This window comes from Haloarcula pelagica (assembly GCF_030127105.1).
In the GTDB taxonomy this organism is placed as follows: domain Archaea; phylum Halobacteriota; class Halobacteria; order Halobacteriales; family Haloarculaceae; genus Haloarcula; species Haloarcula pelagica.
In genome coordinates, this window is record NZ_CP126161.1 from 510123 (window position 1) to 521966 (window position 11844).

An 11844-nucleotide genomic window follows, 5' to 3' on the forward strand; every position below is an offset into this window, starting at 1 on the left:
GTGAGCCGAAACGACGAGATCGCGACGGAGCTGGAAGCGTTCGCCGACCTGCTGGAGGCGAAAGGCGTCGAGTACAAACCCCGTGCCTACCGGCGGGCGGCCGAGAACATCCGCGAGTACCCCGGGGCCATCGAGGGACTGGCCGCCGACGGCACCGACGCTGTCGGGGAGATCGACGGCGTCGGCGACGCCATCTCCGCGAAGGTCGTCGAGTACGTCGAGACCGGCGAGATCGGCGAACTCGCGGAGCTGCGCGCGGAGCTACCCGTCGACATGGCGGCACTGACCGCCGTCGAGGGCGTCGGCCCCAAGACCGTCGGAAAGCTGTACGACGCCCTGGGGATCACGACGCTGGACGAACTCGAAGCGGCCGCCGAGGCGGGCGACATCCAGGACGTGAAGGGCTTTGGCGCCAAGACGGAACAGAACATCCTCGACAACATCGACTTCGCACGGGAGGCCCACGAGCGGGCGCTGCTGGGCGAGGCCCGTCCCTACGGCGAGGAGATCCGTGACTACCTCGCGGGCGTCGACACCGTCGACCGCTGTGCGCTGGGCGGGTCGATCCGGCGCTGGAAGCCGACCATCGGCGACGTGGACGTACTGGTCGGCAGCGACGACGAGACCGCCGTCGTCGACGCCTTCACCGACTGGGAGGGGACCGACCGGGTCATCGAGGCCGGCGAGACGAAAGCCAGCGTCCGCGCGGGCGGCGTACGGGTCGACCTGCGCGTGGTCGTCCCCGAGGAGTTCGGCGCCGCGTTGCAGTATTTCACCGGGAGCAAGGCTCACAACGTCGCCGTGCGCAACCGGGCCATCGAGCGGGACCTGAAGGTCAACGAGTACGGCGTGTTCGACATCGAGGGCATCGAGGACGACGACCAGCGGGCGGGTCGCCTGGTCGCGAGCGAGACCGAGGAAGCAGTCTACGAGGCTCTCGGGATGGAGTGGATGCCGCCGGAACTCCGCGAGGACCGCGGCGAGGTCGCGGCCGCGGCGGCCGGCGAGTTGCCGGCCCTGCTGGCCGAGGGCGACATCCGCGGGGACCTCCACACCCACAGCGACTGGTCCGACGGCGGCTACTCCGTCGCGGAGATGGTCGCGGGCGCCACCGAGTTCGGCCACGACTACATCGCGATCTCGGACCACGCGACCGGCCCCGGGATGGTCGGCGGGGTCGGCGTTCCGGACGACGAGTTGTGGGACGAACTCGACGAGATCGAGGCCGTCGCTGCCGACGCCGAGATCGACGTGTTCGCCGGCGTCGAGGCCAACATCGCGCCGGACGGCTCGATCTCGGTCGACGACGACCTGCTCGCGGCGCTGGACATCGTCGTGGCCTCGCCACACGCCGCGCTGGACGGGGACGGCACCGACCGCCTGGTCGCGGCGGCGAAACACCCCCACGTCGACGTGATCGGTCACCCGACCGGCCGGTTTCTCAACCGCCGGCCCGGGCTGGACGTGGACATCGAGCGGCTGGCGTCGGTCGCCGCCGACCACGGGACCGCCCTGGAGGTCAACGCCAGCCCCTCGCGGCTGGACCTCTCGGGGAGCGCGGTCAAACAGGCGATCGAGGCCGGCGCGACCGTCGTCATCGACACGGACGCACACGGCCCCGGCGAGTTCGAGCAGATCCGCTACGGCGTCCACACCGCCCGGCGTGGCTGGGCGGAACCCGACGACGTACTGAACACGCAGTCGGCCGACGCGATCCGGGAGTTCATCCATGACTGAGAGCACGAGCGACGACGGGAGCGAGAACGCGCACCACCACGAACTCGATCGGGAGCCGCTGGTCCTCGACGCGATGCTCGGGACGCTGGCGACGTACCTCCGGATGTGTGGCTACGACGCCGCCTACGCCCTGGACCGAGACGCCGAAGCCGACGAGGCCCTGCTCGCGCTGGCCCACACCGAGGCCCGCCGCCTGGTGACCAGGGACGCCGACCTCGCCGCGGAGACGCCCGACCGCGTGTTGCTCACCGAGCGCTCCGTCGAGGGACAGCTTCGGGAACTGGCCGACGAGGGCTTCGTCCTCGAACTCGCGGACCCGCCGACCTACTGTGGGACCTGCAACGGGCGGCTCGAACCGGTCGACCGGACGGAGCCGACCCCGGAGTACGCCCCGGACCCCGACGACGAGACGCTGTGGCGGTGTCGGGACTGCGGGCAGCACTTCTGGAAAGGGAGCCACTGGGACGACGTGGCGGCGACGCTGGCGTCGCTATAGCTCCCGGTACTCGACCCCGAACGCCAGTTCGGCCGCCATCGTCGAGAACACGTCCCGCAGTCGTTCGAACTGGGCCGTGTCGTCCGGACAGAGCCGCGTCGGCGGAGACTCGCGGAGCCGGTGCAGCGTCCCGAAGACGACCCTGCCAAGCGAGGAGTTCGCCCGGGACCGGTAGGTCCGCCAGTCGAGGACGACCTCCTCGCTCCGGGTATCGACGAGCACCGTCTCGAGGTCCGAGAAGTGATACAGCTCCTGGATCAGGTCCTGATCCGGATACAGTTCGATCTGCTTGGCGCCGACGGCCGCGGCCCCTCGCCCGGGTGTCTGGGCCGTGATCGCCCCGGTCGGGAACAGCCCCGTCGCGGGGACAGGTGCCAGCGCGGACTCGATGGCCGACAGGAGCGCCGGCGACGGCTCGTGGACCCAGCGACTCGACGCCTGCTCGGGCACCGAGTCGTACCGCCACGAGCCGTCGCCGAGAGTCGTGATCCGCTCGATCCCGTGTGCCCGCCAGGAGACGACCTGATGGACGGGGATCGCTTCCGACGCGTCGTCGATCGACAGCGCCGCCCGGACCGTCTGTCGGTCGTCCTCGCCCGCCCGGAACACGGCGGTGTCCTCGCCCGGGTCCGTCAGCCGGTCGAGCGATCGGATCGCCGCCAGGGACTCGGGGGCGTACGCGTCGAGCACATCCTCGTCGACGGTCAGAAACGCCGACTGTCCGTGTTCGAGACACGCCGAGACGACGGCGTTCTCCGCTCGGATCCACGTCGCTCTGGTCACCGCGTCACAGGACATGTTCGTCACGACCCCGTGGGTAGCAGCGTCAGTGTCGGGCTCGGGAACGTCCACGCAGGGCCGTACTATCGCGACCGGTTAATCTCTGCCGGGACCGACCGAACGGCTCACCGGAGTCGGCTGGCGACACCCGCGTCGGCGTCACGGTCGTGCCGGCGGACCTCGAAGCCGTAACAGAGCCGTTCGCTGAGCAGTTCGAACGCGGTCGCGGCCGTCGACAGCGTCGCCTCGTCCGGGGGGTGGAGCAGCCGCGGCGGCGACTCCCGGACGCGGTCGACGATCCCCCGGACCACCCGGCCCAGCGAGGAGTCGGCCCGGTCGCGCCAGTCGGGCCAGGAGAGCACCAGTTCACACTCCCGCTCGTCGACGACGACCCCCTCTAAGTGCTCGTGTGGGTACCACCGCGTCGTCCCGTCGGCCCGGCCGAGCCAGAGGCCCTCGACGGTCAGTTCGACAGCCACGTCGGCGACTTCCCACCTAGCGAGCGCGCCGTGGGGGAACAGCGCCGTGCAGGGAACGTCGGCCAGTGCCTCGCGGAGGCCGGACTTCCAGTCGGAACCCGGTTCGTCGATCGCGCGGACGGCCGGCTTCCGCGGGACGGAGTAGTAGGTCCAGCTCCCGGTTTCGGGGTCGAACGCGACGATCTCGTCGATCGCCTGCCTGCGCCAGGCCGGAACTGCCCCGTCGGTGGGGTCGACAGACAGGTGGGCCGCGGGCAGCGCCGCGTCGGCCGGCGTCAGTTCCACGACGGTCTGTGTCGTCGACAGCGGCGACTGCTCGGGCGCGGGACGGTCCGTCAGCGCGTCGGACGCCGCAGGGGCGCTCCGTTCGAGATACGCCGCTGCCAGCGAGACGTGGACGGTCAGTCCGGCCGAGAGCAGCGTCTCCAGAACGGCGTTCTCGGCCCGGACCCAGGCGTCGGGGGGTGCGACGCCGGCGTGAGTCACCACACGGTGGGTCGCGGCCCCGTAGGACTCCTCGGGCGGCTTCACAGCAGGAGGTGGGGGGTGCCCGGAAGAAAAGCGGTCCGGTCAGCTTCGCAGCGCCTCGACGGGCGGCTCCCAGGCGGCCCGATAGGCCGGGTAGATGCCGCCGACGAGCGCGATGACGATTCCGAAGGCGAACGCGCCCAGCGGGACGACGGCGTTGCCCGGCAGCAGAACCGCCCACAGCGGGAGGTCCGTGTTCAGCGCCACGGCGATCACGGTCACGACACCCAGGAGGGCACCGACGGCGCCGCCGACAACCCCGAGCAGCGTCGCCTCGACGAGCAGGACCCGCAACACCTCCTTGCGGTGGATGCCGACCGCCCGCAGGACGCCGATCTCGCCCCGGCGCTCGGAGACGGTCATCAACATCACGTTGAAGATACTGACGCCGGCGACGATCAGCGAGACGCTGGCGATCGCGAGCAGGAAGCCGTTCAGCAGTTCGAAAAACTCCGTGATCTGATCGAGGACGCTCGTCAGCGAGAAGACGCTGACCCGTTCCTGACGGGCGTTGAGCCGCTGGTCGACGCCGTCGGCGACCGCCCGCGCGTCGGCAGCGGAGTCGGCCCGGACGACGACCTGGGAGAAGCCGGGGGTGACGAACTCCTCTTCCGGGAGCAACACCGCCGAATCGGGCTGGAGCGGCGAGATGCTCGCGATCTCGGGCAGGACAGCGACCACCCGATACTCGTTGCCCTCGACGGTGATCGTACTCCCCTCGCGCAACTGCAACTCGGTGGCGAGGTCCGACCCGACGACAGCGCCCTGCCTGAGTGTCGGCGGGACGCTGTCGCTCCCGTTCCCGAACAGCGCCTGTGGGGTGTTCGTCCCGTATATCTGTGCGACGGTTTGGCCGCCACTGGCGCTGACGCTCCCCCCCGTCGTCTTCAGCGGGATCACGGTCCCGCGGCCGTCTGCGGCCCGCTGGATCGCCCCCAGATCCCGGGCGTCGAGCGTGTCGGCACCGCTGCCCTGTGCGGGGCTGACGATCACCTGGTCGCCCAGCCCGCCCAGTTCCTCGGTGGCCGCGACGCTCAAGGCGTTGCCCAGCAGCCCGAGCGTCACGACGGCGAAGACGCCGATGACGATGCCGAGCGCCGCGAGTGCCGCCCGGAGCCGCTGGCGCGAGAGGTTCCGACGGGCGAGCGCGACCGCCGGGAACCGGCTCCGTCGCTCAGTCACGCTGGATCACCCCGTCGACGAGTTCGACGGTCCGGTCGGCGTAGTCGGTCACGAGGTCGTCGTGGGTGACCGCGACGACGGCGACGCCCCCGTCGCTGATGGCCCGGACCTCTTCGAGGATTCGGGTGCCCGTATCTCGATCTAAGTTCCCCGTCGGCTCGTCGGCCAGCAGGATCGCGGGCTCGTTGATGAGCGCCCGGGCGATGGCGACGCGCTGTTTCTGGCCGCCCGAGAGTTCGTCCGGCGTGTGGTCCAGCCGGTCGCCGAGCCCGACCCGCTCCAGCAGGTCCCGCGCCCGGTCGGTCGCGTCGCCGGGGAGAAACGCCGTCGGGAGCCGGACGTTCTCCAGGGCGGTCAGGGTCGGCAGGAGGTGGAAGTCCTGGAAGACGAAGCCAAGCGACTCCCGCCGGGCGTCGGTCTGCTGGGCGGGAGTCAGTCCCGCGGTCGGCTCGCCCCGGAGTTCGACGCTGCCGCTCGTCGGTTCGTCGAGCAGCCCCATGATGTTCAGCATGGTGCTCTTGCCGCTCCCGCTCGGGCCGACGACGGCGACCACCTCGCCCGCCTCGACCGCGAAGTCGACATGCGAGAGGGCGACCACCGCCGTCGGGCCGTCGCCGTACCGCTTGGTCACGTCGATGAGCCGGAGCGGCGGGACGGGTGTGTCAGTCATCGTCGGCGTCGGCGGACCAGGACGATCACGCCCACGGCGAGCACGGCGACGACGGCGCTCCCGACCGCGAGGACGGTCGTCGACGGGCCGGTAGCCTCGGCGGCTCGTTGCTCGGGGACCGGGAGCGTCGCCGTCTGGCGGACCTGTTCGCCGTCGGTCGTGTACGTGACTTCGACGGTGACGCTGCTGGCGTTTGCCACGTCGGCCTGTGCGGTCAGTTCGAAGGGGGCGAACTCGCTGTCGGCGACGGTCCCGACGAAGTAGTTCCGCTGGGGATAGGCCGGCCTGACGCGGTCGTCGGGGACGACCCTGACGACGGCGCTTCGGAGTTCGCCGGTCCCGGTGTTGGCGAGGTTCCCGTCGACGCGGAGCCGGCCGTCGGCCTCGACGGTCACGTCCGCGCCGGTGATCGTCGCGTTGCCCGCCCGGGCGCTGTAACCGTAGGCGACGGCGGCCTCGCCCGATCGGTCCGCGAGCCGGTAGGACGCGACGAACCGGATCCCGTCGACGCCGCGCACGTCTGTGAGGTCGACCTGTGCGGTCGCGGACTCACCCGGTGCGAGCCGATCCGTGACGGCGACGCGACCGACCGGGCTCAACACGGCCCCATCCGTCGAGCGGGCCGTCAGGACGACGCGCTCGACCGGGGCGTTCCCGAAGTTCGTCACCGTCACGTCCACCAGCGCCCGGTCCTGCTCGCCCTCGTCGGACTGCTGTCGGAGCGCGCCCCCGCCGTTCCCGCCGAGCAGCCCCGACAGCCCGCTCGTGACCTGGTCGGTCTCGTCGGCCGTGGTCGGCCGCGCTCGGACGCCGACATCCTCGGTCAGCGCGTCGACCGTCACCGGTCGGCTGTGAGTCGCCGTCGACACCGCCCCGGTCGGGTCGGTCGCGGTCGTCCTGAGCGTGAGTTCCCGGTCGCCGGGGTCGCCGGCACGCACCTCGAAAGTGAGCGTCTCGGAGGCCCCCGCGGCCAGCGTGGCGATGGTCCGTCGCGTCTGCTCGCCACCGGCCGGATCGGTCGCACGAACCACGATGTCACGGAGCGGCGCGGTCGTTGGGTTCGAGACGACCGCCTCGACGGTGTTGTCCGTGCCGGCGACCAGGCTCGCGTTCCGGATCTCGACGAGGGGTTCCCCCCGCTCGACGCCGACCGTGAGCGGGCGGGTCGACCGGACTTCCTCGCCGTCGCTGTCGGTCCCGCGGGCGATCACCCGGAGGTCGTAGACGGCCGGCTCGTCGACGGTGATCGTCACGGGGACCGTGAGCGTCTCACCCGGCGAGAGCCGCCCGAGGTCGGTGGCGCGACCGAGTCGCTCGCCGTCGCTGTCGACGACCGTGACGTTGTCGAGCGTCAGCGGCGTGTCGCTCCCGCCGGAGAGCCGGACGGTCGTCTCGACGGTGATCGGTGCGCCCGCCGTTGGCGTCCCCGGCGAGACGGTCGTGTCGGTCAGTGTGAGGCGTGCGTCGGCAGCCGCCGGCACCGACAGGGCGACGAGCGAGAGTGTGAGGACGAGGCAGAGAACACGAGAGCGCTCCATCTACGAGGACTGAAGGTCTGAACGGACAAATACCCCTCGCCGGCCCCGACCGCGGGACTCCAGAACGCTTGTTACACCCCTGGCGCTACAGGGAGGTGATGACCCTCTCGGACGAGGCTCGCCAGCGGCTCGCCGACATCGTCGAGCGCCAGCCGACGAAGAACGGCGAACTACAGGAACTGTGGGGCATGGAAAGCGGGAGCGAGGTCCACCAGTACCTGGAATCGGAGCTCAAGGAGTACTACTACCGCAACGACGACAGCCTCATCTGTGCCACACCGGAGGCGACCGAACTCATCGACGGCGAGGATTCCGACCGCGTGCAGACGATCACCGTGACGGGGCTCCAGCAGGCGATCGTCGACGTGATCGCCGCGCCCGACGAGGAGAGCCAGAGCGTCGTCGCCGTCCTCCACGCCCTCCGGGACGCCGGCGAGGACCCCGAGGTCGACGACGTTCGGTCGGCACTGCGCAGCCTGGCCGACAAAGGGATCGTCGAGACGATCCAGAAGACGGTGCCGACGTTCCGACTCGCGGTCACCCGGGAGAACCTCGACATCGAACTCGCCGAGGAGTGAACCGGCTCACCGCTCGGCGAGGCCGGGTCGGTGCCGTCGCCGCCGGTCGGCGAGCAACCGTTTGATCGCCGCGCCCGGCCCGCCCTCGATCGGCCACCCCTTCGACCGCCAGGCGGGCGGTTCCGGCTCGAAGGACGGACACGACCCGCGACACTCCGTCTGTGTCGGACGACACCCCTTCGCGTCGCAGTACGGGAAGACGCCGCTGTCGGCCCGGTCGAGCCCGAAGTGCCGACAGTCCGGCCGCATCGTCGACGCGTAGGCCCGCCACCCTCGTTCGTAGGCACGTTCGGCGACCGCCAGCCGTTTCTCGCGTTTCCAGTCGGTGTCGGCGTACTCGAAGCGGGCGGCGCTCGCCCCGTCCGCGGGCCGTTCGAGGATCCGGGTTCCGGGGTCGTCGGTCGAAAGCGTCCGGGGCTGCCAGAGCTGTTCTGCCGTCCCGGCGTCGGTGTCGACGGTCAACACGCCCGCCTCGGCGGGCATGTCGGTCAACAACACCGGCTCGACCGCCTCGCCGGTCGCCGCGGTGGCGACCCACACCTCGTCGGCAAGCCCCAGCGCCACGTCCCGCTGGAGCTGTGGGACCAGATCGCGGGCGGCGCTGGCGTCGAGGTCGGGTTTGTTCTCGATGGCGACGATCCGGTTGAACCAGTCCGGATACAGTGCCCGGCGGCGGATCTCGATGCGGTTGCCCCGCTTGCGTGTCTCGACGGCCGCCCGGTCGGCGGCGGCGTGGATCGCCTCGCGGACGTACCGCCAGGGGTAGCCCGGCTCGGGCAGGGCGTCGCGGTAGTAGGTCCACTCGGCCGGTGCCGACCGGAGGACGTGCAGGAGGTCGGTGTCGAACGCGTCGGGTCCGAACGACGCCCGGCGGCGGAGCCCGTCGGGGTCACACTCGACGACGATGGTGTCCCAGCGGCGCCGCTTCGTCCCGAGTTGGCGTGCGACCACCACGGCGTCGCCCGCCCGCTGTGGCGTCCAGGCGCGTTCGGCCCACTGACAGACGGCGAGTTCGAACGTGAACTCCGAGTCGATCCCGTCCACACCGACTGTTGGCCGCCGCCGGCTCAAATAGCTGACTGCCCCTGGGTGCGACCGCGGCTGGCGGTCGGCCGGGCGTCCCGCTGTGAGCCAGTATACACTCGATAACACGTATGAAAACTATTATTTGCTCCCCAGAAGGCTTCCAGAACGAACCCATGTCAGGACAAGGTACCTTCGACCAGTACACGACAGTACAGTGGATCGCGGCAGTGATCGTCGCCATCATCTCCTTCCCGATCGGACTGGCGGTCCCGATCTACTTCTACATCAAATCGAACAACGGGACGGCTGCCGAGCAGGGCGCCTGGGAGGCGTGGGGCGTCATCCTCGCCGGGATCATCGGGATCATCGCCGTCGAGTTGGGCGGCGAGACGGGCGCGAAAGTCGCCATCGCGATCGTCGTCCTCCTCCCGATCGTGCTGATCATCGCGGCCGTCCTCGGGGCCTTCGTCCTCGGGATGGGCGGGAGCGCCGGCGTCACCGCTCCGGCCGCTGTCGCGGCGCTGTAAGCAGGTCGCTGCGGCTGCTCGTCGCTCGAACAGCCATCCCAGGCGTCTGCCCGGGGAGTGGCCGATCGCGCTTACTCTTCGAGTTCCTCGTCGAGGAACTCGTGTGCCTCTTCGAGAATCTCGCGAGGGCCGTCCTGCGTGACCGTGTTGACCGCCTGGTCGTAGTCGCGCCACTGCATGTCACGGTGTTCGTTCGACAGCTCTGCGGACGCCTCGTAGGACTTCGCGATGAACAGGTGGACGGTCTTGTGGATGGTGTTGCCGTCCGCCTCGAAGACGTAGTCGTAGTCCTCGCGGAAGCCATCCAGGAGGCGGAAATCGCTGATTCCCGCCTCTTCTTTGACCTCGCGGATCGCGGTCTGTTGTAGCTCTTCTTCGCCTTCGACGCCGCCTTTGGGGAACTCCCAGTCACCTGGCCGACTCTTGAGCAGTAGGTACTCACGCCGGCCACGCGTATCGCGAAAGAGGATCGCTCCCGCGCTCGTGGCCTCTATCATTACCCAATTTTACACGACCGATACTTAAGAGAATACCGGAGACAGCGGCCCGACCGAACTGTTCGTGAGAAACCCCTCTCCGAGGCGGTACGTCGAGATCCCGACGGCTCGGTTCACCGGGCGAAACCGCGTGGTATTTTGCCGCCAACCGTGAAGGGCCGGACGAGAGATGCCCTTCGTCACGACACTCACACTCAGCAGCGGGGACCGGGAACAGCTCGACGACACCGTCGAGGAGATCAAACAGCGCGCCGAACGCAAGGGCGTCGAACTGAAGGGGCCACACCCGGAACCGCCGACAGATCTGCGGGTCCCCCAGTCGAAGACGCTCGGCCCGGGCGACGGGCGCTTCGAGTCCTGGAGCTACACCGTCTACACCCGGACCATCGAGATCGTCGGCTACGAGGAGTTCGCCCGCTCGGTCGCCCAGCGGTCGTTCCCCGGCGGCGTCCACGTCGAGGCCGGCGTCGAACAGCGCACGCAGATCGGTAGCTGAACCTAAGGCACTGGGGACCCAGCCCCCGGCATGGAGCAGTCCAGCCGCGACCATCTGGTCGACCTGCGACGGGATCTGCATCGCCATCCGGAACCGGCCTGGCGGGAGTACTACACCACCAGCCGCGTCGTCGAGGAACTGGAGCGGATCGGCGTCGACGACCTGCTCGTCGGCCCCGACGTGCTCGACGCCGACGCCCGGATGGCCGTCCCGACCGACGACGAACTCGACGAGTGGCACGAGCGAGCGCGTGAGGTCGGCGCACGTGAGGATATCCTCGAACAGACGGCCAGTGGCTTCACTGGCGCGATGGCCGTCCTCGAACGCGGCGAGGGACCGACCGTCGGCCTCCGGGTCGACATCGACGGCCTGCCGATCACGGAGGCGACCGACGACGGCCACGCGCCGGCGGAGGAGGGGTTCCGGTCGGGCAACGAGGGGTACATGCACGCCTGTGGCCACGACGCCCACGCGACCATCGGCGTCGGCGTCCTCGACGCCATCGCCGGGAGCGACTTCCGGGGACGCTGAAGGTGTTCTTCCAGCCCGCCGAGGAGGTCATCGGCGGCGGCCGAGCCGTCGCCGAGAGCGGGCACCTCGACGACGTTGACCACCTGCTCGCGATCCACATCGGCCTGGACCACCCGACCGGCGAGATCGTCGCCGGCGTCGGGGGGTTTCTCGCCGTCCGGCAGTTCGAGGCGACCTTCGAAGGCGAGTCGGCCCACGCGGGCGGCCACCCGGCACAGGGGCGGGACGCGATCCAGGCACTCTCGACGGCCGTCCAGAACCTCCACGCGATCCGCCGGCACGGCGACGGCGCGACGCGGGTCAACGCCGGCGTCGTCGAGGGCGGCACCGCGACCAACATCGTCGCCGAACACGCCCGGATCGGTGGCGAAGTGCGGGGCGAGACGACTCACCTGAAAGAGTACATGAGCGATCGGGCCGACACCGTCATCGAGTCCGCCGCGGCGATGCACGACTGCGAGGTGCGCGTCGAGACCACCGCCGAAGCGCCCAGCGCCGAGAGCGACGCCGACCTCGCGGCGGTCGTCTCCGACGCGGCGGCCGACGTGGCCGGTGTCGACAGCCGACTCGACAGCGCCGACCTGGGCGGCAGCGAGGACGCGACCTACCTGATGGAGCGGGTCCAGTCACACGGCGGGCTGGCGACGTTCGTCGGCGTCGGCACCGACCACCCCGGCGGCCACCACACGCCGACCTTCGACGTGGACGAGCGGTCGCTCGCGATCGGTGTCGACGTGATCGCTGGCGCGATCGAACGGCTCGGCGAGAACCCGGTGTAG

At 70.1% G+C, this 11844-nt stretch carries 12 protein-coding genes and 1 pseudogene; 6 read left to right on the forward strand and 7 right to left on the reverse strand.

Annotated features, from left to right (window positions below; translation table 11 throughout):
- Both polX and P1L40_RS02755 read left to right on the forward strand, forming a co-directional pair.
- Positions 1-1737 (forward strand): DNA polymerase/3'-5' exonuclease PolX, encoded by a 1737-nt coding sequence (gene polX / locus P1L40_RS02750; RefSeq protein WP_284009784.1) that lies wholly within the window; start codon positions 1-3, stop codon positions 1735-1737.
- Entirely contained in the window at positions 1730-2233 is a 504-nt protein-coding gene (locus tag P1L40_RS02755) for a Mut7-C RNAse domain-containing protein (protein WP_284009785.1), read from the forward strand. The genes polX and P1L40_RS02755 overlap by 8 nt, the downstream gene beginning before the upstream one ends.
- Here the strand turns inward: P1L40_RS02755 and P1L40_RS02760 are convergent.
- From P1L40_RS02760 to P1L40_RS02780, 5 genes are read right to left on the reverse strand one after another with little or no spacing between them, the layout of a single operon-like run.
- The gene (locus tag P1L40_RS02760; RefSeq protein WP_284009786.1) at positions 2228-3085 is read right to left on the reverse strand and encodes a hypothetical protein; all 858 of its coding nucleotides are present in this window, start codon (positions 3083-3085) and stop codon (positions 2228-2230) included. The two genes, P1L40_RS02755 and P1L40_RS02760, sit on opposite strands and share 6 nt — an antisense overlap.
- A gap of 53 nt (positions 3086-3138) precedes the next feature.
- On the reverse strand, positions 3139-4023 hold the full coding sequence (locus P1L40_RS02765; RefSeq protein WP_284009787.1) for a hypothetical protein: 885 nt from the start codon (positions 4021-4023) through the stop codon (positions 3139-3141).
- Between the two features lie 39 nt (positions 4024-4062).
- A complete protein-coding gene (locus P1L40_RS02770; protein WP_284009788.1) occupies positions 4063-5202 on the reverse strand; it encodes an ABC transporter permease in 1140 nt (379 codons plus the stop codon).
- Positions 5195-5872, reverse strand: coding sequence for an ABC transporter ATP-binding protein (locus P1L40_RS02775; protein ID WP_284009789.1), 678 nt, complete (start codon positions 5870-5872; stop codon positions 5195-5197). The genes P1L40_RS02770 and P1L40_RS02775 overlap by 8 nt, the downstream gene beginning before the upstream one ends.
- Positions 5869-7410, reverse strand: a complete 1542-nt coding sequence (locus P1L40_RS02780; RefSeq protein WP_284009790.1) for an NEW3 domain-containing protein — start codon at positions 7408-7410, stop codon at positions 5869-5871. Before P1L40_RS02780 ends, P1L40_RS02775 begins: the two co-directional genes overlap by 4 nt.
- Before the next feature lie 98 nt (positions 7411-7508).
- Here P1L40_RS02780 and P1L40_RS02785 point away from each other — a divergent pair, with 98 nt between their 5' ends.
- Positions 7509-7988 carry a DUF5797 family protein gene (locus P1L40_RS02785; protein ID WP_284009791.1) on the forward strand — a complete coding sequence of 160 codons (480 nt, stop codon included), beginning with the start codon at positions 7509-7511 and terminating at the stop codon, positions 7986-7988.
- A gap of 6 nt (positions 7989-7994) precedes the next feature.
- On the opposite strand, the gene P1L40_RS02790 is transcribed toward P1L40_RS02785, so the two are convergent.
- Positions 7995-9032 carry a DUF5787 family protein gene (locus P1L40_RS02790; protein ID WP_284009792.1) on the reverse strand — a complete coding sequence of 346 codons (1038 nt, stop codon included), beginning with the start codon at positions 9030-9032 and terminating at the stop codon, positions 7995-7997.
- 155 nt (positions 9033-9187) lie between these two features.
- Here P1L40_RS02790 and P1L40_RS02795 point away from each other — a divergent pair, with 155 nt between their 5' ends.
- Entirely contained in the window at positions 9188-9541 is a 354-nt protein-coding gene (locus P1L40_RS02795; RefSeq protein WP_284009793.1) for a hypothetical protein, read from the forward strand.
- Positions 9542-9612: 71 nt separating this feature from the next.
- On the opposite strand, the gene P1L40_RS02800 is transcribed toward P1L40_RS02795, so the two are convergent.
- On the reverse strand, positions 9613-10038 hold the full coding sequence (locus tag P1L40_RS02800; RefSeq protein WP_284009794.1) for a bis(5'-nucleosyl)-tetraphosphatase: 426 nt from the start codon (positions 10036-10038) through the stop codon (positions 9613-9615).
- Between the two features lie 169 nt (positions 10039-10207).
- On the opposite strand from P1L40_RS02800, the gene P1L40_RS02805 reads away from it, so the two are divergent.
- Positions 10208-10534, forward strand: coding sequence for an uS10/mL48 family ribosomal protein (locus P1L40_RS02805; protein WP_284009795.1), 327 nt, complete (start codon positions 10208-10210; stop codon positions 10532-10534).
- A 30-nt stretch (positions 10535-10564) separates the two neighbouring features.
- Positions 10565-11844: pseudogene (locus P1L40_RS02810) on the forward strand (amidohydrolase).

What these genes read in the sequence shown, in the direction of transcription:
- P1L40_RS02800 (WP_284009794.1), bottom strand. Translation starts at nt 10,038, where the DNA reads ATGATAGAGGCCACGAGCGCGGGAGCGATCCTCTTTCGCGATACGCGT.
- P1L40_RS02805 (WP_284009795.1), top strand. Translation starts at nt 10,208, where the DNA reads ATGCCCTTCGTCACGACACTCACACTCAGCAGCGGGGACCGGGAACAG.
- P1L40_RS02755 (WP_284009785.1), top strand. Translation starts at nt 1,730, where the DNA reads ATGACTGAGAGCACGAGCGACGACGGGAGCGAGAACGCGCACCACCAC.
- P1L40_RS02780 (WP_284009790.1), bottom strand. Translation starts at nt 7,410, where the DNA reads ATGGAGCGCTCTCGTGTTCTCTGCCTCGTCCTCACACTCTCGCTCGTC.
- P1L40_RS02775 (WP_284009789.1), bottom strand. Translation starts at nt 5,872, where the DNA reads ATGACTGACACACCCGTCCCGCCGCTCCGGCTCATCGACGTGACCAAG.
- P1L40_RS02785 (WP_284009791.1), top strand. Translation starts at nt 7,509, where the DNA reads ATGACCCTCTCGGACGAGGCTCGCCAGCGGCTCGCCGACATCGTCGAG.
- P1L40_RS02795 (WP_284009793.1), top strand. Translation starts at nt 9,188, where the DNA reads ATGTCAGGACAAGGTACCTTCGACCAGTACACGACAGTACAGTGGATC.